We start from the raw sequence: 23968 nt of genomic DNA, 5'->3' as shown, positions 1-23968 counted from the left end.
CTCATCGAGCCGGTGTGCCGGTCGCGGTCCGGACCTGCGCCAGCAGCTCCGCCGCCGCGTCCACATCGGTGACCGCCGCCTCGGCGAGCTCGGCGAACCCGGCCGGCGCGATCGGCAGCCGGGCGGCGGAGGCGATGATGCCCTTCTCGTTGACCGTCCAGCGGCCGGCGCGCCCGTGCAGCGCCTGCGCCATCACGCCGACGGCACGGAACAGGCAGCCCGCGACGTACACCCGGTCCTGCGGGACCTTGCGCGCTCCCACGATGGAGAACTCCGCCTCCCAGAGCCCCGCGACCAGCGCGTCCCCGAGCGCCGCCGGGTAGTCGAGCGTCTGCTCCCGCAGCTCGGCGAGTTCCCCGGTCGGGTCGGCGAGGACCCGGCACAGCGCGACCTCCCCCGCGTACGCGTGGCTGTAGAACCCGAGCGGGTGCCCGACCTGCCGCTCGACGGTGTACCGGCCCGCACGGCAGTCGTCCCATACGGCCCGTACCCGGTCGAGGTCCCGGTAGATCCAGTCGACGGCCTGCCCGTCCACGGTGAGCCAGCCGCCGCCGTCGACCCACGGCCCCCACTCGCCCGGCCGGTACACGTCGTGCGCGGTCGCCACCTGGGCGGCCAGCGACCGCAGCGCGTCCACGTCGAGCGGGCCGCGGTAGTACAGCCCGAGGTCGGTGTCGCTGTCGGGCCGGTGCTCGCCGCGGGCCCGGCTGCCGCCGAGCACCACCGCGACCACGCCCGGCACCGCGCGCAGCCGCTGCGCAAGATCCATTTCCACGGCAGGTCACATTACCCGCGCAGCCCCGAGCGGGCCATCGCGTTACCGCGCCCAGCACCAGCCGCCCTTTACCCGAGCAGCCGTCACGTCCGGTCCGGGCAATCCGCGTACGCTCGCGGCGCTGCCGCATAACGTGGAGATACGCCCTGGTCACCTGCCGGGCGAATCGGCGCGAGAGGCGAGCGATGACGCCGAGCGGGGCGGTGCCCGACGGCGCTCCCCCGCGCCCGGCCCTGGTGCTGGGCACGCTGATCCTGGTCGCCGCGGTCGCCAACCTGAACCTGAGCGTGGCCAATGTGGCGCTGCCCGCGATCGGGCGCGCCTTCGACTCGTCGCAGACCATGCTCGACCTGGTCGCCGTCGGCTACTCACTGGGCCTGGCCGCCTCGGTGCTCTACCTGGGCGCGTTCGGCGACCGGTACGGCCGCAAGCTGCTGCTGATCCTCGGCGTCAGCCTGTCGGTGCCCGCGTGCCTGCTGGCCGCGCACGCCGGCTCGGACGTGATGCTGGTGTGCGCCCGGGTGCTGGGCGGCCTCGCCGCCGGCATGGCGTACCCGACGACGCTCGCCCTGATCGCCGCCCTGTGGCGCGGCGGGCCCCGCATCCACGCGATCGCGCTGTGGTCGGGCATCGGCGGCGCGATCTCGGCGATGGGCCCGCTGCTGGCCGGGGCGGCGCTGCAGCGGTGGTGGTGGGGCTCGGTCTTCCTGCTCACCCTGCCGCTCGCGCTCGTCGCGCTGATCCTGGCGGTCCGCTGCGTCCCGGCGCACGTCAACGAGTCCACCGAACCGGTCGACCACCTGGGCGGCGTGCTGTCCGTGGTGCTGGTCGCGGCGCTGGTGCTGGCCGTCAACTTCGCGCCCTCCCCCGGCTCGGGCGCGGCCGCCGCCGGGCTGGCCCTGGTCTCGCTCGCCGCGACGGTCGCGTTCGTGCTGCGCCAGCGCAGAGCGAGCAATCCGCTGTACGACCTGACGATCGCCGCCCGCCGCACGTTCTGGGTCGCGGCGGTGGCCGGCACCATCGTCTTCGGCTCGCTGATGGGGGCGGTGTTCATCGGCCAGCAGTTCATGCAGAACGTGCTCGGCTACACGGCCCTGCAGGGCGGGGCGGCGATCCTGCCGTCGCCGCTGATGATGACGCTGGTCGCGCCGTACTCGGCGAAGCTGGTGGAGCGCCGCGGCTCGCGGTTCACGCTGCTGCTCGGCTACCTGTTCTGCCTGCTGGCGTTCCTCACCATGCTGCTGCTGTGGCACGAGCACATCGCCTACTGGCGGGTCGGGCTGGCGTACGCGCTGATCGGGGTCGGGATCGGCCTGGCCGGCACCCCCGCGTCGCGCTCGCTGACCAGCTCGGTGCCGGTCCCGCGCGTCGGCATGGCGTCGGGCACGGCCGACCTGCAGCGCGACCTCGGCGGCGCGATCATGCAGTCGGTGCTCGGGGCGCTGCTCACCGCCGGGTACGTCCGGTCGATCTCCACGCAGGTGCGGGAACTGCCGCAGTCACCGGAGATCGCCCAGGCGGTCGTGTCCGAGCTGCAGAAGTCCTTCGCCAGCGCCGCCGACACCGCGCAGCGCTACCCGCGCCACGCCGCCGAGATCATCGAGGGCGCCCGCAACGCGTTCCTGGCCGGCGACCGCTGGGCGTACTCCGCCGCGATCATCGCGATCCTGCTCGGCATGGCCCTGGTCGCCCGGTACTACCCGCGCCACCCCGAGGAGAACCGACTGCTCGCCTCCTACCAGGACGAGGACGGGACGCCGGCCGGCGCGCCGACGCCTGCCCGCGGTGCGGGCTGACGAAGGCGCGGCCGTCCGTCTCAGGCGGTGGTCGCGTGGAACTCGTGCACGACCTCGATCAGGCCGACGATGTGCCGGTTGAACTCGTCCAGCTCCTCGGCCGGCACCCACAGCTCCAGGATGTCCCGCCCGCCGACCTGCTGCACCGGATAACGCTGCGCGAACCCGCGGTCCACGGCGAACCGGGTGACGTAGCCCGAGCCGCTCGCGGGCACGTTCCAGTCCCGAGCGATCATGATCGCGTACTGCTCGTTGAGCACCGGATAGAAGATCGGCTGGTCGGGCAGGCGCGGCGGCCAGGCCCGCCAGCCGGACTCGCGGACCAGCTCCAGCTCGTTCGGGCCGGTGGGCCGCCACAGCGTCAACGTCTCGGTCATCACGCGCTCCTCTCGCCGCGGCGCACGTTACCGATCGGCGTGGCAGCCGGCCAGCGGGTTTGCTCAGGCGGCCGGTGCCGGGCCGGTCGAGGCGCGGACCACCAGCTCGGGTTCGAACAGCAGCTCGTCATCGGGCACCTGCTCGGCGTCGATCTGGCTGAGCAGCAGCGCCACTGCGGCCTGCCCCATGGCGACGATCGGCTGGCGCACCGTGGTCAGCGGCGGATCGGTGAACGCCATCAGCCCCGAGTCGTCGAAACCGACGACCGACACGTCGGCGGGCACCTGCTTGCCGGCCCGGCGGACCGCGCGCATCGCCCCGATGGCCAGCACGTCGCTGGCGCAGATCAGCCCGGTCGCGCCCTCGCCGACCAGGCGGGCGGCGGCGGCGTGGCCTTCCTCCATGGTCAGCGCCCCGTACGCGACCAGCTCGGCCGCGCCCTTGCGGGCGGCCCGGTAGGCGGCCAGCTTGCGGGCCGACGGCACGTGGTCCGGCGGCCCGAGCACCAGCCCGATCCGTTCGTGGCCGAGCGCCGTCAGGTGGGCGTACGCCTGCTCGACCGCGTGCTCCTCGTCCGTGCACACCCGCGGGAACGCCAGCCCGTCCGCGCTCGCGTTGATCAGCACCGTCGGCAGCCCCCGCTCGCGCAGCCGCGCGTAGTGCTCGTGCGCCGCCCGGGTCTGCTGGTACAGCCCGCTCGCGAAGATCACGCCCGACACGTTCTGCTCCAGCAGGATCGTGATGTACTCCGACTCGGCAACCCCGTCGACGGTCCGCGCGCACAGCACCGGCGTGAACCCCTTCTTCGCCAGCGCCCCCGCCATGACCTCGGCGAACCCCGGAAAGATCGGATTCTGCATCTCCGGCAGCACGATCCCGACCAGCCGCGCCCGCTCGCCCCGCAGCTTCGTCGGCCGCTCATACCCCAGCACGTCCAGCGCCGACAGCACCGCCGCCCGGGTGGCCTCCGAGATCCCCGGCTTGTTGTTCAGCACCCGCGACACGGTGGCTTCGCTGACTCCGACATGTTGGGCCACCTCGGCCAGCCTCCGCGCCATCGCGCAAGTGTAGAACACCCCCATGCAAGCCACTTGCAGAAACCGAACAGAGAAAGGAAGGGCACCTTCACATCGCTATGCGTTGCAGAAGGTGCCCTTCCCAACCATCGTTGGCTTCTGGTCTGCGGAAACGCGGGCGGTCAGGCGACGCGGTCGTAGACGTCCTGGTTGATGAACCGGGCTTCGGCCCGGTACGTGTTCGGGCCGGGCACGCCGTCGACCGGCCCGCCGTAACCCCACGTCTGCGCGTGCCGCTGCTGCGCCTTGTACGTGTTGATCCCCGGCACGCCGTCGATCGGACCGCCGTAGCCCCACCCGGTCAGCCACAGCTGGAACGCCTTGTACGTGTTGATCCCCGGCACGCCGTCGACCGGGCCCGTGTAGCCGTAGCCGCGCAGGAAGTTCTGGAACCGCTGCCAGTAGATCGGGCCGGGAATGCCGTCCTGCTCCGTCGCCGTCTTCGGCAGGATCCAGCCGCCACCGCCCCCGGACGAGCCGTTCGCGTACGGGGCGCCGTTCAGGTAGGGCCACGGGTCGTAGCTGGTCCAGCCGCTGCCGGTGTAGAAAGCCAGGTGCAGGTGCGGGCCGGTGACGTCGCCGCTGGCGCCCATGGTGCCGAGCACGCTGCCCGACGACACCGAGCCGCTGCTGATGTAGACACTGCCCAGGTGCGCGTACAGGCTCTCGTGCCCGTCGGAGTGCCGCACCCGCAGGTAGGTGCCCAGCGAGGCGCTGGAGGAGTGCAGGACGACCGTGCCCGGCCGGACCGGGTGGACCCGGCGGCCCATGACCGTGCCGGAGGTGCCGGTCGCGTTGAAGTCGATGCCGTTGTGGAACCCGTCGCCGACGTCGCCGCCGTTGGCTCCGTACGGGTAGGACGAGTCGTAACGCGGCACCACCGTCCCGGCCTCGGCGAGATTCGTGAACGGCAGGTTGTAGCCCGCGACGGCCGCCGAGGCCGGACGAGCGCTCAACAGCTGCCCGCCGGTGACCGCGATACCGGCCGCCGCCGCGCCGACGATGAAACCGCGCCGCGACAGCTCGGTACGCGGTGCTCCGTGATGTGATGCCACGCCTTGCCTCCTCGATCTCCGAAGGATTTGACCTCGGCCATCGTGGCGCAGCAGGGGGTTCGCTGTGACCCAACGAATCCGCGGACTTCGCTCCCGCCGCGAGCCCGGACGCGCGTCGACCGACCGGTCGGCTGTTGCGCCCTGAGTGACGGGCGGGTGACCCTGGTCTCACATCGCGCTCAGTGGTTCCACGACAGACAGGAAAGCCGACGAAGATGCCGGACGTCCCTCAGCGCCATATTGCCGATCGCGTCAAGCAGTTCCTCGATGACAAGAAGACCGACCCGGAGCTCGTCCGGGAGTACCTCGGCCTGCTACTGGCGGAACAGCGCTCGCTTGTCAGCCAGATAAACAGGTCGTTCGGGCTCATGTTTCTGCTCGCCACGCTGTTCGTGCTCATCGCGGTGCAGGGAGTTCAGGAGCTGAGCATCGGCGGGGTGAAGCTCGGGAATCTCCACTTCATCAGCGCGTTGATCCCGGTTGTCATGGCCGGGCTCTTCGCCCGGGCGGCCATGCTCAACGCTCGGCGCTCCGTGGTGGTCGAGACCTACAACAAGCTGAACGAGCAGGTTTGTCCCGGGCTGTACCAGTCGGATCTCGACACGCTGCTCATACCGAACCTGTTCTTCGTCACTTCCGAGCCCCTGATGTTCGGCTGGAGCGGGCGGATGAAGAAGGTGGCCGAGATAGCGTGGATCGCCGAGATCTGCGTGTTCATAATGCTGCCGATCGTGTTCTATGTGTACGCCTACATACAGATCTTCTCGCTGCTGCCGGTGACCAGTCCGCCGGCGTGGATCTCGTTTCTCCTGACCGTGGCCATGTATTCCCTCGCAGCTTTCGTGCTCTTCGAGCACATGAATGCCAAGCGACACGTCACAGACAAGGCGGCCGCCGGCCATACCGAGCCGATGGCGGGCGGAGCCTGATCGAACCCGCGGCGGTGGTCCGCTCAACCACCGCCGCGGGCGGCTTTCATGCGGTGCGCAGCCAGGCGGCGGCGTCGGCGGGCAGCCGTCCGCCGGCCGGCTCGACGCTGGCCAGCAGGACCGCCGAGTGCTCGGGCAGCTCGACCGCTTCGGTGGACAGGTTCACCACGCAGGTGAAGCCGCCGGGGCGGGTGAACGCCACGACCTGCTCCGGGGTGTCCAGCCAGGTCATCGGACCGTCGCCGAGTCCCGCTTCGGCACCCCGGACGGCCAGCGCCGCCTGGTAGAGCCGCAGCATCGAGCCCGGGTCGGCCTGCTGCGCCTCGACGGTCAGGTGCGCCCAGTCGGGCTGCGGCAACCAGGCCGGGGCAGCTCCGGACGGGCTGAACCCATGTGAGGAACCCGCCGACGACCAGGGCAGCGGCACCCGGCAGCCGTCGCGGCCCGGGTCGGTGCCGCCGGAGCGGTGGTAGATCGGGTCCTGGCGGGTGTCGTCGGGCAGCTGCTCGACGTCGGGCAGGCCCAGCTCCTCGCCCTGGTACACGTACACCGAACCCGGCAGGGCCAGCGTCAGCAGTGCCGCCGCGCGGGCCCGGCGCAGGCCGAGCGCCTCGTCGGTGGGCGTGAGGTGGCGGGCCTGGCGCAGGCCGTGCTCGAAGCCGGTCTCGGCCCGGCCGTAGCGGGTGACGGTACGGGTCACGTCGTGGTTGCACAGCACCCAGGTGCTGGGCGCGCCGACCCCGGCGTGCGAGGCCAGCGTCGCGTCGACGCAGTGGCGCAGCGCCTTGGCGTCCCACGGGCAGCCGAGGAAGTCGAAGTTGAACGCGGCGTGCATCTCGTCGGCGCGCAGGTACTGCGCGAACCGGTCGATGTCGGCGAGCCACACCTCGCCGATCAGGGCGCGCGGGGTCTCGTACGAGTCCGCGACCGTCCGCCACGACCGGTAGATGTCGTGGATCTCGTCGCGGTCGACGAACGGGTGCGGGGTCGGCGGCGCGGCCGGGTCGAAGTCGGCCAGCTCCGGGTCCTTGACGCACATCGCCGCCGAGTCGATGCGGATGCCGTCCACGCCCCGGTCGAACCAGAACCGCAGGATGTCCTCGAACTCGTCGCGGACCAGCGGGTTCTCCCAGTTCAGGTCGGGCTGCTCGGGGGCGAACAGGTGCAGGTACCACTCGCCGTCGGCGACCCGGGTCCAGGCCGGGCCGTTGAAGACGGAGTGCCAGTCGTTGGGCGGCAGCTCGCCGTGCTCGCCCCGCCCGGCCCGGAACCAGAACAGGTCCCGGGCGGGCGAGCCGGGCCCCTCGGCCAGCGCCCGCTGGAACCAGGCGTGGGCGTCGGAGCAGTGGTTGGGCACGATGTCGACGATGATGCGGATGTCGAGTTCGTGCGCCTCGGCGATCAGCGCCTCGGCCTCGGCGAGGGTGCCGAAGGACGGGTCGATGTCGCGGTAGTCGGCCACGTCGTAGCCGGCGTCCGCCATCGGCGACGGGTACCAGGGGCTGAACCAGATCGCGTTGATGCCGAGGGTGTGCAGGTACCCGAGCTTCGCGCGGATCCCCGCCAGGTCGCCGACCCCGTCGCCGTTCGCGTCGGCGAAGGAGCGCGGGTAGACCTGGTAGATGACGGCGTGCCGCCACCAGTCGCGGGCGTCGTTGTGGAACACGGGTACCTGCCTTCAGTTCAGTGGACCGGTCAGAAGCCGCTGTTGCCGGGGCCGCGGTTGAGCGTGTAGCCCAGGCGGTTGATCAACCCGCCGCTCGCGGCGCCGGAGACGGTGACGTACGTGACGTACGCGCTGCCCGCGGCGTTGAGCTCGATCCCGTACGTCCCGGCGCCGTTGACGGTGACGTGGTCGAGCGTGAGGTTGGTGATGTTGCGCTGGAAGCTGAGCAGGATGCCCTGGTACGTGGAGTCGACGATGTCGACGTCCTTGACCAGCACCGGCGCGGTGATGTCGGTGGCCTCCGCGTAGATCCACAGCCCGCCCAGCGACGAGTTCCAGTTGCGCTCGAAGCTGGAGGTGCGGGTCAGCGTGTTGCGCTGCACGGACGTGGTGTTGCTGAACGGCAGCGCCCCGTGCCAGGTGCTGATCGCGATACCGGACCCGGCGTACACCGAGTCGCTGATCAGGTTGTCCTCGATGCGGTTGCCGTTGCCGCCGTAGATCGCCGCGCCGTTGGCCAGCATCGGCAGCGCCACCGTGTTGAAGGTGAACGCGCTGCCGGTCACCGGCGCCGAGTTGGACCACATGGCCAGCGCGTCGTCGCCGGTGTTGCGCAGCGTGCTCTGGTCGACGCGCACGTTGGTCGCGCCGCCGTTGACGTTCACGCCGTCGGCGAAGATGTCGCGCATCCGGGTGCCGACGACGTACAGGCCGTTGGTGCCGGTGGTCGGCCACATGCCGACCTTGGTGTGCTCGATCCAGACGTTGCTGACCAGCGAGCCGGTGCCGAAGTTGCCCTCGATGCCGGCGTCGAACGCGCTGTCGTCGCGGTAGCGCACGTCTCCGGCCAGGGTGAAGTCGGCCAGCCGCACGTTGGAGCCGGTGGCGAAGAAGCCACCCTTGCCGTTCGTGCCCTTGATGACGGTGTGCCACACGCCCGCGCCGCGCAGGCTGACGTTCTGGATGTTGAGCCGGGCGTTCGTGACGAACGTGCCGGCCGGCACCCACAGGCCCTTGCCCTGGCTCTGCGCCGCCGAGATGGCGCTGTTGAACGCGTTGGTGTCGTCACCGGCGTCGTTGGCGACGGCACCGTACGAGGTCACGGTGAGGTAGTCCGCCGGGGCGGACAGGGCCGCCGGGGCGACCTCGGCCTCGATCAGGTCGATCGTGTAGTACGACGCCGACGAGGTCGCGTCCTTCTGCAGCTTGATGACCGTGCCCGCCGGGTACGTGGTGCCGAGCAGCACCCGTACGTCGTCGAAGAACCGGTGCGGCTCGCCGCCCGCCGGGTTGTTGTTGTACGGGTACGCCCCGTACACCCAGCTGTAGACCGAGCTGAGGGTGACGTCCTGGATCTTCGTGCCGCCCGCGTACAGCGCGAGCGGGTTGGTGTTGCCGGTGCCCGCCGCGTTGTCCGGGATCGAGTAGCGGATCACGAACGCGTTGGCCGACTTGGTCAGCGTGACCTGCACGTATTGGCCGGTCGAGGACAGCTTCACCGCGCGGCGGCCGGACGCCTCCGACGGCTCGGACAGGTAGGCCCGGTTCGGCCCGATCAGCGCGGCGTTGGTGCTGCCCGACTCGGCCTCGTAGACCGTGTACGGCAGCGTCGCGCCGCGCGTGGCCAGCGCCGTTCCGCTGCCGACGGTGACGTTGTCCAGCAGCACGTTGCCCGAGTCGCCCGAGTCGTACTGGTAGGCGATGATGTTCAGCCCGGCGCGCAGGGTGAGGCTCTGCGCGGCGGTGAGCCAGCCGGACCCGGCGGGCAGCGAGAGCTGGCCGGTCTTGAGGTCGTTGACGTACACCGACACGGTGCGGGCGGCGCCGTTGGTGTTGGTGTAGCGCAGCGTCACCGTGGTCGCCCCCGCCGTGGTGGCGTTGACGGTCCGGATGACGCGGGCCCCGGCCGTGGTCAGGCCGGTCACGTAGCCGGTGCCGGTGTAGCCGCCGGTGCCGGTCGCGGTCGAGGTGCCACCGGAGATGAAGCCGGTCTCCAGCTCGTACGACACCCCGGTCGGCGGCGGCGTCGGGCTGGTGCTCGGGGTCGGCGTCGGGCTCGGCTGCGTCGTCCCGGACACGGTGATGTTGTCCAGGTTGATGTTGCCGGAGTCGGTGCTGTCGAACTTGAGCGCGACCGTGTTGTTCCCGGCGTTCAGCGACACCGACTCGGCGATGGTGCCCCAGGTGTCCCAGTTCGCGGTGGCCGGCAGGGTGATCTGGCGCAGCTTGCCGCCGTTGACGTACAGCGACAGCGTCATGTTCGCGCCGGTGCCGTTGGCGTAGCGCACGGTCACCGTGGCGGTGCCCGCGCTCGCGACGTTCACGGTGAACGACGTGTTCGCGTTGCCCTTGTTGCCGTCGGTGTAGCCGCCGACGAACCCGGAGCCCGTGTAGCCCGGGTGGTCGGCGGCGACCGTCGCGCCGCCGGACAGCGACGCGGACTCGGCCTCGTACTGGCCCGCGGGCGGGGCCGCGATGTCGGCGACGGTCAGGCTGTCCAGGTTGACGTTGCCCGAGTCGGTGCTGTCGAACTTGTACGCCACCGTGCTGTTGCCGTTGGCCAGCGAAACCGTCTCCACCTGGGTGCCCCAGGCGTCCCAGTTGGCGGTGGCGTTCAGGCTGATCTGCTTGATCTTCGTGCCGTTGACGTACAGCGACAGGGTCTTGGCCGCCGTGGTGCCGTTGGCGTAGCGCAGGGTCAGCGTGCGGTTGGCGGTGCCGGACACGTTCACCGTGAACGTCAGGTTGGCGTTGCCCTTGTTGCCGTCGGTATAACCGCCGACGAATCCGGAACCGGTGTACCCGGTGTGGTCGGTGGCGACGACGGTCCCGCCGGACCGGGCGGCGGACTCGGCCTGGTACGTCGTGGTGGCGGCGGCCGCGGGCAGGGCCGTGAGCAGGCCTGCGCCGAGGGTGAGCACGGCCGCGGCGAGGGCGGCCAGCAGGGTGCGAGCGGGGATGCGTGGAGCGGTGCGATGGTGCAGCGTCATTGCGTACTCCCTTCACTTGCGTCGGTGTGTCCCCCGTGGCGGAGCAGCACCGACCGGCCCCCGGGCATGGCGGAGCCGGGCGGCGGTGCGTGAGCGGATCTCTTTCCGGCTCGGGCGGCCGGAGGTCTCAGTGGTGCCGGGTCAGCCCTTGATGGCCCCGGCGGACAGGCCGTTGAGGATGCTGCGCTGGAAGACCATAAAGATGATCACCATGGGTATGCTCGCGATCGCGAGACCCGCGAACATCTCGTTGTTGGTGACCCGGCCGGTGCTGGCCAGCCGGCTCAGGGCCACGCTGATGGTCTGCCCCTCGGCCTCCTGCAGCACCAGCAGCGGCCAGAGGAAGTCCTTCCACGAGCCGATGATCGCGAAGATGGAGACCACCGCGAGCACGGGCCGCGACAGCGGCAGGATGATGTGCCACAGCAGCCGCAGCCGCCCCGCGCCGTCGATGCCCGCCGAGTCCAGCAGGTCGTTGGGGATCTGGTCGAAGAAGCGCTTGAGCACGTAGATGTTGAACGCGTTCGCCGCGCCCGGCAGCCACAGCGCCCACGGCGTGTTGAGCAGGTTGACCCCGAAGATCGGCACCTCGGCCACGGTCAGGTAGGCGGGGACCAGCAGCGCCGCGGCCGGCAGCATCAGGCTGGCCAGCATGCCGCCCAGCACCACGTTGCCCAGCACCGGCCGCAACTTCGACAGGGCGTACGCCGCCGCCACGTCCACGATCAGCTGGAACAGCCAGCCGCCGAGCGCGTAGCCCGCGGTGTTGAGCAGGTAGCGGCCGATCTCCAGCCGGTTCCACGCGTCGAGGTAGGTCTCGGGGTGCCACTCGGTCGGCCACAGCGTCGGCGACGGCTGCGCCAGCTCGATCGGCGTCTTCATCGCGCCGGTGAGCATCCAGTACAGCGGGAAGATGAAGATCAGCAGGAAGAGCACCGCCATCGTGCCCAGCACCAGGCGGTACACGAGACGGCCGCGGCCGCGGCGCAGGTCGGCGTCGGAGATCAGGGATCGCGTCAGGGAACTCATCGGGGATCCTCTCAGTCGGCCTTGCGGGTGAGCCGCAGGTAGAGGGCCGAGAACGCGCCGAGCACGATGAACAGCAGCACGCTCATCGCGGCGGCCATGCCGAAGTCGTTGTTGATGGTGAACGCGTACCGGTAGATCAGCACCATCACCGTGATCGTCTCGGGGTTGGTGGTGCCGGTGAGCTGGTACGGCTCGATGAAGACCTGCATCGTGGCGACGATCTGCAGCAGCAGCAGGACCAGCATGATGAAGCGCATCTGCGGGATGGTCACGTGCCGCACGCGCTGCCAGACGGTCGCGCCGTCGAGCTCGGCGGCCTCGTACAGCTCGCCCGGGATGCCGGCCAGGCCGGCCAGGTACATGATGGTCGCGCCGCCCATGTTGGCCCAGGTCGAGACCAGCACCAGCGAGATCATCGCCATCTTCGGCGACTGGGTCCAGTCCGAGCCGGGCAGGCCGACCCCGGTCAGGATCGCGTTGAACAGGCCGTTGCCGGGGTCGTAGAAATACTGCCAGAGCAGCACGCTGACGATCGGCGGCAGCATCACCGGCAGGTACACCGCGAACCGGAAGAAGCCCTTGGCGTGCCGGAACTCGTTGATGACCAGCGCCAGCACGAACGGCACCGCGAACCCGAACAGCAGCGCCAGGCCGGTGAACTCCAGCGTGTTCAGCCAGGCGGTGGCGAACAGCGGGTCGTCGAGCACGGCCGTGTAGTTGTCCAGCCCGACCCAGATCGGATCGGTCACGAAGTTGTCCTGCTGGAAGCTGAGGATGATGCCCTTGACCAGCGGATACCAGGAGAACAGGGCGAAGCAGAGCAGGCCTGCGGCCAGGAAGGCGTACGCCTGGAGGTTGTCGCCGATCCTGCGGCGCAGCCGCGCCGTGCGGGCCGATCGCGGCCCCTCGGGCGCACCGGCGCGCCCCGTCCCCCGTGTCACCGCTGCCGAGTTCTGCGGCGCGATCACCGTCATCGTCGTGCTTCCTTCCCTGCTGTGCTGAACCTGGGAGGTGGGTCCCGGGCCTGCGGCCCGGGACCCCTACCGCGTCACTTGACGGTCGACAGGATCTGGTTGACCTGCTTCTCGGCGTCGGCCAGCAGCTTGCTGATGTCGGCGTTCTGGTCCGTCAGCACCTTCTGCATCGCCGTGTCCAGCACCGCGTAGATCTGCTGGGCCAGCGGCGGCTCCAGCTTCAGCGGGATGGTGGTGGCGGTGGCCAGGAACGGCCCGAAGTTCTCCGACGGGATGTTGGCGTGCTTCTTGGTCGCCTCCTCCCACTTGGCCAGCGAGGCGCCGGTCCAGATGTTCGGCTGCGGGAGGCCCACCGGCTGGCCCTTGGCGGCCGCCTTCTCGTTGTCGGCCGCGATGCGGTCCGGGTCGAGCGCGCCGCCCTTGAAGGACAGCCAGGTCAGACCGGCCTTGATCTTCTCCGGGGCGAGACCGGCCTTGAACATGTAGCCGTCGCCGCCGCCCAGGGTGCCCTGGCCGCCCGGGATGCCGCCGAGCCCGAAGTCCTCGTACTTGGCCTTGTACTGGTTCACGATGACGGGGAAGTTGTCAGCGGAGCCGATGTACATGCCGAGCTTGCCCGAGGCCATCATCTGCAGCAGGTCGGCCCACTCCAGCAGCTGGCGCTGGCCCATCGTGTTGTCCGTCCAGCGCATGTCCTTCAGCTGCTGCAGGACCTGCTTGCCCTTGTCGTTGTTGAAGGCGGCCTTCCAGGTGTCGCCCTCCTTCACCGCGACGTCGCCGCCGACCGAGTACATCTCGGCGGTGAAGTGCCAGCCACCGGTGTTGTTCTTGCTGTAGTCGCCGTAGCCGACGACGCCGTTGCCCAGCGCCGTGATCTTCTTGGCCGCCTCGCGGACCTCTTCCCAGGTCTTCGGCGGGTTCGTCGGGTCCAGCCCGGCCTTGGTGAACAGCGTCCGGTTGTACACCAGGCCCAGCGAGTAGTTCGCCACCGGAACGCCGTAGATCTTGCCGTCGCCGCCGGTGAACACCTTCATCAGATCCGGCTTGACGTCCTTGATCGACGGGAAGTCCGCGAGCTGCGCCGAGATGTCCTGCACCTGACGCTTGGCGATCAGAGCCGCCGGGTCGGTCAGGTAGACGTAGAAGACGTCCTCCAGCTGCCCACCGGCCAGCTTGGTGGCGAACGTCTGGGGGTCCATGAACCCCTCTTTGGCATCGATCTTGATGTTCGGGTACTTCGCCTCGAACGCCTTGACGTCGGCCTCGAAGTTCGCGCGGTTGACCGCGTCGGTCGCCGGGGGCATCCCGTTGACGGTGATGGTCACCGGACCACTGGGGGTCTCCGGCTCCTCGGCGGCGCACGCCGCGCCGAGCATCGTGGTGCCGGCCACCAGCGCGAGCGCCAGCGACTTGCCGAGCAAACGTCGGTTCATCGGTTCTCCGATCCCTTCTGTATGCACACTCCCGGCAGCGGCGAACGCTCCGGTTCTGTTAATCGCGCATTGCAGCCGCGTCGCTCGGGGGTTACCGCGCCGTGGCGTGAGCAGAAGGATAGGCGCGCTCGCGCGCGGAAGTCCAGAGGATGACGCAAAAACGTGATCGCTGGTCTGCTATCTACTTGCACAGTGTCGCAAGTTCGTGACTCATCAATATGATGCCAACCGAAGGGCGCGACCTGCGCAATCCCTTGATCGCTCCGGCCCGATCCACCTCATGATCGTTGGGCCTGCCAGGCAGGTGTGCGTATCTTGCACGCCCATACGCCCAGGTGCCAGGCAAGTCGAACGATCACGCCGCCGGCCCGCCCGCCCCAAGGCGCAACTCTTGAAGAGTCGTGTCCTCACCGGGCTCGTGTGGGCGCGACTCTTCAAGAGTTGCGGCAGGTGGAAGGTCGCAGGCGGCCGGGGGGAGCAGGTCAGGCGGCCACGGGGCAGGGGCCGGTGGTGCTGCGGACGATCAGTTCGGGGTCGAAGAGGACCTCTTCGGCGGCCGCGGGACGGCCCTCCAGCTGCGACAGCAGGGAGAGCACCGCGGCGCCGGCCATGGCCCGGACCGGCTGGCGCACCGTGGTCAGCGGCGGATCGGTCACGCCCATGAAGGTCGAGTCGTCGAAACCGACCACCGACACGTCGTCCGGGACGTCCAGGCCCTGCTTGCGTACGGCCCGCACCGCGCCCAGCGCCAGCGCGTCACTGGCGCACACCAGCCCCGTGCACCCGGCCGCGAGCAGCCGGTTCGCCGCGCCGCGACCGCCCTCGACGGTGAACACCGTGTGGTCCACCCACCGCCGCCACCGGGTCTCGCCGCGCTCCTCCCAGAACTTCGCGAACCCGGCCAGCTTGCGGGCCGACGGCACGTGCCCGACCGGCCCCAGGATCAGCCCGATCTTCTCGTGGCCGAGCCCGGCCAGGTGCGCCAGCGCCTGCTCGGCCGCACCCGTGTCGTCGACGCAGATCCGGGCCACGCCGAGGTTCTCGTCGGCCGCGTTGATCAGCACTATCGGCAGCCTGCGCTCGGTCAGCTGCTTGATCGCGGCCGGCCCCGCGTCGGCGTAGCTGCTGCCGACGAACACGATCCCGCCGACCTGCTGCGCCAGCAGCATCTCGATGTAGTGCGCCTCGGACACCCCGTCGGACGTACGCGTGCACAGCACCGGCACCAGCCCGCGCTGGATCAGCGACACCCCGATCACCTCGGCGAACGCCGGAAAGATCGGATTGCTGAGATCCGGCACCACCAGCCCGATCAGCCGCGCCCGCTCACTGCGCACCGGCTCCGGCCGCGCGAACCCGAACACGTCCAGCGCCGTCAGCACCGCATCCCGGGTCACCTGGGAGACCCCCGGCTTCCCCCGCAACACCCTGCTGACGGTCGCCTCGGACACCCCCGCGAACTTCGCCACCGCCGAAAGCCTGCTCGTATTCACCCCCGCTACCTTACAGCAACCAGTGCAAAAACCAACCCACCCCACGCAACCCGTTGCACACCCCCATCCCCCAGCCCAACCCGCTCCCCTCCGCGTTGATCATGAACTTATGGCACGGATCGGCGGCATGTCGTGTCCACAACCTCCTGTTGACCATTCGCACAGCGGCCCACCGCCCCCGGGCAGCCATCGCCCGCCCGGGACGCAATCGATCATGAAGTTAGGCCGGTGACACGCCGTCGAACCGTGCCATAAGTTCATGATCAACGCGGACGGAGGGCGGGGTGGGGTCAGGCGGGTGGGCCGAAGGAGAGGGCCAGGCGGAGGGCGGCGTCGCGGAGGGGGAGGAAGCGGCGGGCCTGGGACATGTGGTTGACGAGGAGGGAGGCAACCGCCAGGCGCTGGGTGGGGCGGCGGCGCTCGCGGTCGTACGCCCGCAGTCCGGCCGCCACGTCGCCGCCGGACAGGCAGCGGGCCAGCGCGACCCCGTCGATGATCGCCTGGCAGGCGCCCTGCCCCAGGTCAGGTGTCATGGCGTGGGCGGCGTCGCCGAGCAGCGCCACGTTGCCCGCCGTGTACGACGGCAGCGCCGGGGCCAGGTGGTGCAGGTCGTGGCGGATGACGTGCGAGGTGGCGTACCGGTCGAGCACGGCCGGGATGGGATCGTGCCAGCCGCCGAAGACCCGGCGCAGCTCGTCGGGGTCGTCGAGCGCGGGCCGGTGGTCCTCGGGAGCGGTCAGCACGGCGTACCAGTTGGTGCGGCCCGGCCCCTGCGGCGTGATCCCGAAGCGGGCGCCGACGCCCCAGGTCTCGCCACCGGACTCGATGTCCAGGTCGGCGGTGCCGCGCCAGACGGTCGCGCCCGCGTAGCGCAGGCCGTGCCGGTCGCCGAACAGCGCGCTGCGGATCCGGCTGCCGATGCCGTCGGCCGCGACCACCACGTCGTTGTCCCGGCACAGCTCGGCGATGTCGCCGACGGGGTGGCCGAAGTGGACCACCCCGTCCGGCAGGGCCTCGCTGAGCACGCCGAGCAGGGCGGGCCGCGCCACCAGGTGGACCGGCTCGCCGTGGCGTTCGCGCACCTTGTCCATGTCGAGGGTGACGATGCGCGACCCGTCGGGCCGGCGGATCGCGCCGTTGCGCTGGGGCAGCCCGGCCGCGCGCACGGCCGCGCCGACGCCTATCCCGTCGAGCGCGCGCAGTGCCGAGGGCCAGATGCCCAGGCCGGTGCCGGCGGTCGGCAGGGTGTCGCTGCGCTCGTACACCTTGACCTGCCAACCTGCTGCCCGCAGGCCGATCGCGGTCGTCAGACCGCCGATGCCGCCACCCACGACGGCCGCTGTTCTCGTCATGCCCCGAACGTACTACAGCTGTAGTGCCGACGACTACAGCTGTAGTATGGATCTCATGTCCGACCGCCGGGAGCAGATCCTCGACGCCGCCATCGCCGTACTCGGCACGAAAGGGCTCCGCGCGCTCACCCACCGCGCGGTCGACGCTCAGGCCGGGCTGCCGGAAGGCTCGACATCGAACAGCTTCCGCACCCGGGAGGCCCTGGTCGGCGGCATCCTCGACCGGCTCGTCGAGATCGAGACCGCGGTCTGGCTGCGCCTCGCGGGACAGCGCCCGCCCCGCTCGCTGGAACAGTTCGCCCAGCTCATAGGCGATATGGTCGGCGAGGTGACCGGCCCGGCCAAGGCACTGACCCTGGCGCGGCACGCGATCTTCCACGAGGCGGCCTTCCACCCCGGACTGCAGGAGAAGATCCGCGCGGCACGGCATCGCCTCGCGGCATGGGGTGAGCCGTGGCTCGCCCAGTTCGGGTCCACCGCCCCCGCCGCCGACTACCTGACCGTGCTCGCACTGATCGACGGCCTGGTGGCGATCCAGCTCGCGTGCCCCGAACCCGACTTCGACCCGACCCCGTCCATCCTCACCACACTGCGCGGCATGACCACCGCCTGACCTGCCGGTCGCTAGTCGCGGCCGAGCCAGGTCGTCACGCAGGCCTCGTTGCCCTCGGGATCGGCGAGCACCCGGAACGCGGGCGCCTCCTTGTCGTACACCACCCGCCCGCCGGCGGCGACCGCCGCCGCGACGCGCCGGTCGGCCTCGTCGTGCGGCACAGAGATGTCCAGGTGGATGCGGTTGCGCTGGGTACGCGGCCGATCCATCTGCTGGAACCAGACCGTCGGACCTTGACCGTACGGGTCGACGACGGCCGCTCCCGGATCGTCGCCCACCTCCGCGTAACCGAGAACGGCCAGCCAGAACGGGCGCACCGCGGCGATGTCGAGGGCGTCCACCGCGATCTCCAGCAACTGCACGGCGCGCCGCGGCCCGCCGACCGCGTCGGTGGTGTGCCCGGCCTCGGTCAGCGCGGCCGACACCCGTACCGCCAGCTCGGTCTCCCGGCCGGTCACCCGCATCGCACCGGGCACCTGCACCGTCAGCAGCACCCGGTCGCCCCGCAGGTCGAGCAGCAGGCGCTCCTCCGCGGCCCGGCCCGCGGCCGCGACGGCGAGCGCGGCGACCTCCGCCGCCTGGGCCAGGGACGACACCGCCACGCTGGTACACAGTGAACCGAGCACGAACCGCCAGCCGTGACCGGTGACCGCCTCGGACGCCTGCTGCCGGGTGAGGACCGCTTCGCTCATGCCCCGATGCTTCCAGGGCACAGGGCGCGCGTACAGCGTTCATGGGGTCGGCTCGGGTAGCCTTGCCCGCCATGAGCGCTGGGCACGGGCAACACGACGATCCACTCGACCGGCTCGCGGCCGAGGAGGACTGGACCAAGCGCGCCAAGGCGATCGAGAACCAGGTCATCCGTCAACGGCGGATGCCCTCGCTGCGGCCGGCCCGCACGCCCCGACCCTGGCGCGCCCAGGAGCCGCGGGGCGGGATCTCCCTCATCTTCGTCGCGCTGGTCGTCGTCATGCTGGTCAGCGCCGGCGCGATGTGGACCGGCCTCGGGCATCCGTCACTGGTCGTGTTCTTCTTCGTGCTGTCGGGCTGGCTGGTCACGCTCAGCCTGCACGAGTTCTCCCACGCGCTGACCGCCCACCGCGGCGGCGACCACACCGTCGCGGAGAAGGGCTACCTGCGGCTCGACCCGCGCAAGTACGGCCACCCGGTCCTCACGCTGCTGCTGCCGATGCTGTGGCTGCTCATCGGCGGGCTACCGCTGCCCGGTGGCGCCGTGATGATCGAGAGTCACCGGCTGCGCAACCGCTTTCGCGACGCGCTGGTCTCCGCGGCCGGGCCCGCGGTGAACATCGTCGCCTCGATCGGGCTGCTCGCGGCCCTCGCGCTGGCGGGTCCGACGTTCTTCGACTGGGAGGACACCCACCTGGTCTTCTGGTCGGGGCTGGCCTTCCTCGCGTATTTGCAGGTGGCGACGGCGATCCTCAACCTGCTGCCGGTGCCGGGCCTGGACGGGTACGGGATGATCGAGCCCTACCTGTCCCCGAGTGCGCGGCACGCGGGAAGCAAGATCAAGCCGTTCGGCATCCTGATCGTATTCGCCCTGCTGTACTTCCCGCTGGTACGCGGCCTGTTCGGCGACGCGACCGCGTTCTTCCTCGACGTCTCCGGCGTGCCGGGCGGCCTGGCCGGCTACGGCGGCCACCTGTTCCAGTTCTGGAAGAGCTGGTGACGCACCGAGCCTGATTGTCATCTGCGACGACCGGCTCTGGGCTCGCAGCCTCGTCCGGGCGCCTGCGATGAACCAGTACGAGACGGGCCCGCTCCTGATAAGGAGAGCGGGCCGTCTCCGGGGTGCTCAGACGGAAGCGAAGTCCCCCTCGTGCAGCCCCGCCGTAAAGGCATCCCATTCCTGCCGCGTGAAGCGGAGGATCGGGCCATCCGGGTCTTTCGAGTCGCGCATTGCGACAACCTGGCCGATCAGCGCCACCTCGACACAGGCGTTCGAGTCGCAGCGCTTGCTCTTGAGCCACACGGTTGTTTCAACAACGGACACTCTGATCAGCAGTTCCTTTCGGTGTTGTATGGAGTGGCAGTGTTCAAACGGCATAGCCGCCGAGAGATTGACTGGCGCGGAGCGCCGTGACACGTGCTTCGATCTGAAGCGTCGACTGCTCGGGGGTGAGCGCTCGCGCCGCGAGCTCCTCAAACATCAAACGATGGCGTGCGACCACCTCAGTGAGATGCACTATCTCATCCTGCATCTGGTTTTCCCGGTAGAGAATCGCATCCTCGCCTGCGTCCAGGTCTACGATCGTGAAAGGACTGAGGACGGCAGCCAGCGTCGCCTGCGCGAAAGGCACCACCTGCAGGGTCACCTTGCCCTCGGCGACATATCGCAAGAGGTGCTGCAGTTGCCCCAGCGCAACGTCTGATCCACCGATCTGGCGATGCAGCACCGACTCGTCGACGACAAGATGATATTCAGGAGGATCTTCTCGGTCGAAAACCTGCTCGTGACGACGCATCCGGACCTCCAGACGCGCCAACAGCTGCTCATCCGACATCTCGCCGAGTTCAGTCCAGACCCTCAACACGGCTTCTGCTTGATGGCGGGTTTGAAGGACACCCGGAAGCATGCTCTGCGAGAAGTAGCGGATGGCAGTCGCTTGACTTTCGAACTGGAGCAACTGCATCAGTGCCCCCGTCAGATGAGCACGGTAGGGGGGCTTGTCCCACCAGCCTCGCCGTCGGGAAGTCTTCGCGTCCTCGGCCAAGCTCGCAACTGTCGTTGCATCCACGACACCGAGCAGGCTCAGCAACGCTCTCAGATCGGTGCCGGAGAGGGTCACTTCACCGCTCTCGATTCGCTGCACTTTTGACAATGACCAGTCCAGCGAATCAGCGACCTGACCCTGGGTGAGCCCCTTCTCCTCCCGCAGTCGGCGGACAGCGTGCCGCACGCGACGGCGGGCTACCGCGGGCGAATCACCCGAGACCATGACGCTCCCTCCAAAGACCATGAGGCCCCAGAGCGCTGTGCGGCAGATTGAGATACCGCTGTGCGACGTAGTGCATTGAACGTACGCCGCCAAATCTCTGGATGGCAACCGTCGCCGTTGAGCGATGTCATTTCGTGTCCGCGTGGTACTCCATCGCTCGCACCAAACCCCGCCTGACCTGCTCGAACATCCGCTCGTCGGCAGTCGCGAACAGCAGCTGGTACGCCCCGCGGTAGATCCCGTACAACTCGAACGAGTGAGTCCTGGCGCCCCAGCACCCGCGGGCTCCGACCAGGATCGCCGCGGCGATGGTCGCCGCGACCGACATCGCGCCCGTCCCGAGCACCGGCCAGGCCGTCGCCACCGCGACGCCGACGGTGCCCGTCGTGTACAGCCGGGTGGTGGTGTCGCCACCGCCGCCCCGGCCCGACGGGACGCAGACGATGTGCACGCCACGCAGGCCGCTGAGGGCGAACCTGCGGGGCTCAGGCTCGAGCACCTCGAAGTATCGGTGGTCGATGCGGGCGCAAGGGCCCCGGTAGTAGACGGGCATCCTCCCTCTCCCTTGAACAGCCCTTGCAGGGAGAGAGTTGCATTCGTAAAGTTGACATGAGTCAGTCCTCCTTCCCTGCGCGGGACGAGGCCAAGAACGGCGCTCGGTGCCAGCCGGGCGCTGTTCCTGTTCCAGGAAGCACGGCCGCTTCCTTACTGCTCAGTATGAGATGGACACCCGTTGATCGCCATACCGCACTCTGCGGTACCGCAGATTTGAACGAACATTAAAGTGAATCACGTCCCATCACGACCGCCCATCGCCGATGGCCTGGCACATAACGCATCCGGCCATCGGCGATGAGATCGGCGGTGGTCACATCTGCAGACCCTCCTCGATGGTCTTGAGCTTGTGCCGCGCCATGGCGAGGTTGGCCCGAGACCGCGCGAGCACCAGATACAGGAACAGCCCCTGGGTGTTACGGCTGGTCAACGGCCTGATGACGTGATACTGCACGCCCAGGGTGATCAGGATGTCCTCGATGGTGTCCTTGAGCTTGAGCATCTCGAGGGTGCGCAGCTTGGCCCGGACCACGTCGGTGTTGCCGGCCGCGGCGATGGTCAGGTCCATCTCCTTGGAGCTGCCGAGCGCGCCGAGCGCCATGCCGCTGGTGTAGTCCACGAGCGCGACGCCCACCGCGCCCTCGATCTGCATCGCTTCCTGCAGTGAGCTTTCCATGTCAGCCATGGTGGATCCTCATTTTCGTTCGATGAAGGATGGTCGGTTGTTCAGCGGGTCTCGACGTGGTGGACGAGTTCCCCGATGCGTGCGGCCACGGGTCGTGCCTCGTGGTGCAGGCGGGCCACGTTGAGTTCGCGCCCGGCGATGACGGTGAGCAGCGCCGACGTGCCGGCCGCGAAGATCGCCACGTATCCGTTGCTGGCGGTGGTCACCGTCTCCCGGAACTCGCCCGAGCGCACCGTGGCGATGATCTGCTGCCCCAGGCCGAGCTGCGCGGCCGACATCGCCGCGAACACCTCCGGCTCGACACATTCGGCGTCGTGCGCGATGAGCAGCCCGTCGACGCTCGCCACGAGTACGCCGACCACGTGTGGCAGCCGCAGGCGCAGCTCGCGTATCTCGGCGAACACCAGACTGTCTGGGGCCAAAGGGACGACTCCTCTCCTCCTACCGCGTAGGACCGTTCTCAGAAGGTCTCGCATCACAGCGCCCCCAGGCCCGCGATGAGTCGGGTGAGGATCTGCTCGGACACGCGGAAGTCCGGCATGCCGGCGAGTTCGGGGTGCGGAGCGGGCTCCTGGCGGATGGCTCGCCGCGGCAGCGGGACGTGCGGGAACGACTCGCCGGCCGGCGGGGCAGGCTGCTCAGGCGGGTCGGGCGCGGGTTCGGGCCGCGCGTGGCGGGCCGACTGCACGATGGGCAGCGCGGTCGTGGTCATGTCGGCGGCGGCTTTCGCGCGCACCGTGGCGACGGATTCGGCGGCCGCGGAGCCGCCGGGGCGGCCCGGCTCGACCAGGCCGGTGCGGGCCATCCGGCGCACCTCGAGCATGACCGTGAACGTGTCGCGGCCGAGCAGCCGGGCCAGGTCGATCGGGCTGCGGCGGCGGTCGGCGTTGGCCACCACCTCCCACTGCAGGGCGGTGAGCGCCACGCACTGCGAGCGCAGCCTGCGCTGCGGCAGCACGGCGGCGGTGTCGATGGCGGCGTCGGGCCAGGCGTCGGCGAGCAGCCGCTTGCGCCGGTCCACCTCCTGGCACACCGAGCGCAGGTCGAGGGTGCGCAGGTGGCCGACGGGATGCCGGGCCCGGTGCTCGAAGTGCGCCGACACCACGAGGTCGAACAGGAAGAACGCCGCGTCGTGCAGGGCGATGACGCCGAGGGACTCCAGTTCGGCCTGGGTGACCAGGCCGGCGTCGACGAGTTCGGGCCCGATGCGGTGCTGGGCGCGGCCGGCGGTGACGGCGGCCCGCCAGGCGTCGGCGGGCAGCCTGCCGGAGGCGGTGAGCAGTCGCTCCACTCCGGACGCGACGGGGGTCTCGGCGTACGCGATCCGCCCGTCGACGACGTACACGACACCGCCGGGCGGGTCGAGGACGCGCAGCGCGCCGGTCACCCCGGCCGCGCACCACGGTTCCAGGGACTCCCGCAGCAGCGGCAGGCGTGAGCTCTTCGACATGCGCCGGGTCAGTTCGCGCTGAACTGGGCGGCGATCACGCTGAGCTGCCGCTGCGCCATGACCAGGTTGCCGACCGCGCGGTCGAGCCAGACGTACAGCACCAGCCGCGCTTCGACCTCCGTCGAGAGCAGCCGCATGACGTGGTATCCGTTGCCCGCCGTGATCACGATGTCCTCGACGTGGGCGGGCTGGCCGACCGTCGCGAACGCGGCGGTCTGCATGGTCGCGTGGATCATGCCGACGGCGTCGGCGGGGGTGTCGTCGCGGCTGCCCGGCCCGCGTCCGGCCGCGCCGATGACCGAGCCGCTGGGGAAGTCGATGAGACTGGCGCCGTGGACGCCCTGGAGGGCCATCAGACGGTGAAGACAGTCGTCGATGTCAAGCACACCCGCTCCCCGGAAGAACATGACGCCACCCACGATTCACGTCGCCGCCGAACGCGCGAAAACGCCGCGGCGGTAACGGGTAGCTCGGTGAAGACTACAACAGGTGACCGAGATAAAGGACGGTTCAAGTGAAAACTATTCGTTCGCAACTTCTGCCCGAAAGGCCATTGAAGTCGTATATAGACGGTTCGGCAGCACGTGGCCGAGAGCCTCGCCAACCCCCGACCGCTCGGCAGGTTACGCACGTTCCACCTCGGCGGATCGCACACGCTGTCCGTCACCATGGGGTTGCGTCGCGCAACGGACTGTCCTATGGCGACCGACGCCGTGTGCCACGCAAACGGCGGGCGGGCCGTGTCGGATGACACGGCCC

At 69.7% G+C, this 23968-nt stretch carries 23 protein-coding genes; 4 read left to right on the top strand and 19 right to left on the bottom strand.

Annotated features, from left to right (window positions below):
* Position 1: 1 nt before the first annotated feature.
* Positions 2 to 769, bottom strand: a complete 768-nt coding sequence (locus Cco03nite_RS37440; RefSeq protein WP_203698776.1) for a nucleotidyltransferase domain-containing protein — start codon at positions 767 to 769, stop codon at positions 2 to 4.
* Positions 770 to 960: 191 nt separating this feature from the next.
* On the opposite strand from Cco03nite_RS37440, the gene Cco03nite_RS37435 reads away from it, so the two are divergent.
* Complete coding sequence (locus Cco03nite_RS37435) at positions 961 to 2571, top strand: MFS transporter (RefSeq protein ID WP_239167974.1); 1611 nt, start codon at positions 961 to 963, stop codon at positions 2569 to 2571.
* A gap of 20 nt (positions 2572 to 2591) precedes the next feature.
* On the opposite strand, the gene Cco03nite_RS37430 is transcribed toward Cco03nite_RS37435, so the two are convergent.
* From Cco03nite_RS37430 to Cco03nite_RS37420, 3 genes are all read right to left on the bottom strand, one after another.
* Positions 2592 to 2948, bottom strand: coding sequence for an ADP-ribosylation/crystallin J1 (locus Cco03nite_RS37430; protein ID WP_203698768.1), 357 nt, complete (start codon positions 2946 to 2948; stop codon positions 2592 to 2594).
* A gap of 63 nt (positions 2949 to 3011) precedes the next feature.
* Positions 3012 to 4007, bottom strand: a complete 996-nt coding sequence (locus Cco03nite_RS37425; RefSeq protein ID WP_203698767.1) for a LacI family DNA-binding transcriptional regulator — start codon at positions 4005 to 4007, stop codon at positions 3012 to 3014.
* A gap of 140 nt (positions 4008 to 4147) precedes the next feature.
* Positions 4148 to 5080, bottom strand: a complete 933-nt coding sequence (locus Cco03nite_RS37420; protein WP_203698766.1) for a peptidoglycan DD-metalloendopeptidase family protein — start codon at positions 5078 to 5080, stop codon at positions 4148 to 4150.
* 215 nt (positions 5081 to 5295) lie between these two features.
* Here Cco03nite_RS37420 and Cco03nite_RS37415 point away from each other — a divergent pair, with 215 nt between their 5' ends.
* A complete protein-coding gene (locus tag Cco03nite_RS37415) occupies positions 5296 to 6009 on the top strand; it encodes a hypothetical protein (protein WP_203698765.1) in 714 nt (237 codons plus the stop codon).
* 46 nt (positions 6010 to 6055) lie between these two features.
* On the opposite strand, the gene Cco03nite_RS37410 is transcribed toward Cco03nite_RS37415, so the two are convergent.
* The 7 genes from Cco03nite_RS37410 to Cco03nite_RS37380 all read right to left on the bottom strand — a co-directional run bounded on the left by Cco03nite_RS37410 (position 6056) and on the right by Cco03nite_RS37380 (position 16946).
* Positions 6056 to 7675, bottom strand: a complete 1620-nt coding sequence (locus Cco03nite_RS37410; protein ID WP_203698764.1) for a glycoside hydrolase family 13 protein — start codon at positions 7673 to 7675, stop codon at positions 6056 to 6058.
* A gap of 29 nt (positions 7676 to 7704) precedes the next feature.
* Positions 7705 to 10665 carry a carbohydrate-binding protein gene (locus Cco03nite_RS37405; RefSeq protein ID WP_203698763.1) on the bottom strand — a complete coding sequence of 987 codons (2961 nt, stop codon included), beginning with the start codon at positions 10663 to 10665 and terminating at the stop codon, positions 7705 to 7707.
* A 141-nt stretch (positions 10666 to 10806) separates the two neighbouring features.
* Entirely contained in the window at positions 10807 to 11694 is an 888-nt protein-coding gene (locus Cco03nite_RS37400; RefSeq protein WP_203698762.1) for a carbohydrate ABC transporter permease, read from the bottom strand.
* Between the two features lie 11 nt (positions 11695 to 11705).
* Positions 11706 to 12668 carry a carbohydrate ABC transporter permease gene (locus tag Cco03nite_RS37395; RefSeq protein ID WP_203698761.1) on the bottom strand — a complete coding sequence of 321 codons (963 nt, stop codon included), beginning with the start codon at positions 12666 to 12668 and terminating at the stop codon, positions 11706 to 11708.
* 74 nt (positions 12669 to 12742) lie between these two features.
* Positions 12743 to 14101: an ABC transporter substrate-binding protein gene (locus Cco03nite_RS37390; RefSeq protein ID WP_203698760.1), complete on the bottom strand. Its 1359-nt coding sequence runs from the start codon at positions 14099 to 14101 to the stop codon at positions 12743 to 12745.
* A gap of 482 nt (positions 14102 to 14583) precedes the next feature.
* Positions 14584 to 15570 carry a LacI family DNA-binding transcriptional regulator gene (locus tag Cco03nite_RS37385; protein WP_239167973.1) on the bottom strand — a complete coding sequence of 329 codons (987 nt, stop codon included), beginning with the start codon at positions 15568 to 15570 and terminating at the stop codon, positions 14584 to 14586.
* Between the two features lie 314 nt (positions 15571 to 15884).
* Complete coding sequence (locus Cco03nite_RS37380; RefSeq protein WP_203698758.1) at positions 15885 to 16946, bottom strand: FAD-dependent monooxygenase; 1062 nt, start codon at positions 16944 to 16946, stop codon at positions 15885 to 15887.
* A gap of 55 nt (positions 16947 to 17001) precedes the next feature.
* Between Cco03nite_RS37380 and Cco03nite_RS37375 the strand changes: the two genes are divergently transcribed.
* The gene (locus tag Cco03nite_RS37375) at positions 17002 to 17559 is read left to right on the top strand and encodes a TetR/AcrR family transcriptional regulator (RefSeq protein ID WP_203698757.1); all 558 of its coding nucleotides are present in this window, start codon (positions 17002 to 17004) and stop codon (positions 17557 to 17559) included.
* An 11-nt stretch (positions 17560 to 17570) separates the two neighbouring features.
* Here Cco03nite_RS37375 and Cco03nite_RS37370 read toward each other — a convergent pair whose 3' ends face one another.
* Positions 17571 to 18251, bottom strand: coding sequence for a VOC family protein (locus Cco03nite_RS37370; protein ID WP_203698756.1), 681 nt, complete (start codon positions 18249 to 18251; stop codon positions 17571 to 17573).
* A 71-nt stretch (positions 18252 to 18322) separates the two neighbouring features.
* Here Cco03nite_RS37370 and Cco03nite_RS37365 point away from each other — a divergent pair, with 71 nt between their 5' ends.
* A complete protein-coding gene (locus Cco03nite_RS37365) occupies positions 18323 to 19249 on the top strand; it encodes a site-2 protease family protein (protein ID WP_203698755.1) in 927 nt (308 codons plus the stop codon).
* Positions 19250 to 19375: 126 nt separating this feature from the next.
* On the opposite strand, the gene Cco03nite_RS37360 is transcribed toward Cco03nite_RS37365, so the two are convergent.
* The 7 genes from Cco03nite_RS37360 to Cco03nite_RS37330 form a co-directional block, all read right to left on the bottom strand.
* Positions 19376 to 19573: a DUF397 domain-containing protein gene (locus tag Cco03nite_RS37360; RefSeq protein ID WP_239167972.1), complete on the bottom strand. Its 198-nt coding sequence runs from the start codon at positions 19571 to 19573 to the stop codon at positions 19376 to 19378.
* Positions 19574 to 19616: 43 nt separating this feature from the next.
* Positions 19617 to 20519, bottom strand: a complete 903-nt coding sequence (locus Cco03nite_RS37355) for a helix-turn-helix domain-containing protein (protein WP_203698753.1) — start codon at positions 20517 to 20519, stop codon at positions 19617 to 19619.
* Between the two features lie 127 nt (positions 20520 to 20646).
* Positions 20647 to 21072 (bottom strand): DUF6232 family protein, encoded by a 426-nt coding sequence (locus tag Cco03nite_RS37350; protein WP_203698752.1) that lies wholly within the window; start codon positions 21070 to 21072, stop codon positions 20647 to 20649.
* Between the two features lie 315 nt (positions 21073 to 21387).
* Positions 21388 to 21759 (bottom strand): hypothetical protein, encoded by a 372-nt coding sequence (locus tag Cco03nite_RS37345; protein WP_203698751.1) that lies wholly within the window; start codon positions 21757 to 21759, stop codon positions 21388 to 21390.
* 41 nt (positions 21760 to 21800) lie between these two features.
* A complete protein-coding gene (locus tag Cco03nite_RS37340; protein ID WP_239167971.1) occupies positions 21801 to 22181 on the bottom strand; it encodes a roadblock/LC7 domain-containing protein in 381 nt (126 codons plus the stop codon).
* A gap of 53 nt (positions 22182 to 22234) precedes the next feature.
* Entirely contained in the window at positions 22235 to 23209 is a 975-nt protein-coding gene (locus Cco03nite_RS37335; RefSeq protein WP_203698749.1) for a hypothetical protein, read from the bottom strand.
* Positions 23210 to 23217: 8 nt separating this feature from the next.
* On the bottom strand, positions 23218 to 23595 hold the full coding sequence (locus Cco03nite_RS37330) for a hypothetical protein (RefSeq protein WP_203698748.1): 378 nt from the start codon (positions 23593 to 23595) through the stop codon (positions 23218 to 23220).
* Positions 23596 to 23968 lie beyond the last annotated feature (373 nt).

The organism is Catellatospora coxensis (assembly GCF_016862635.1).
Classification (GTDB): domain Bacteria; phylum Actinomycetota; class Actinomycetes; order Mycobacteriales; family Micromonosporaceae; genus Catellatospora; species Catellatospora coxensis.
This window is presented reverse-complemented; position numbering and strand designations above follow the sequence as displayed.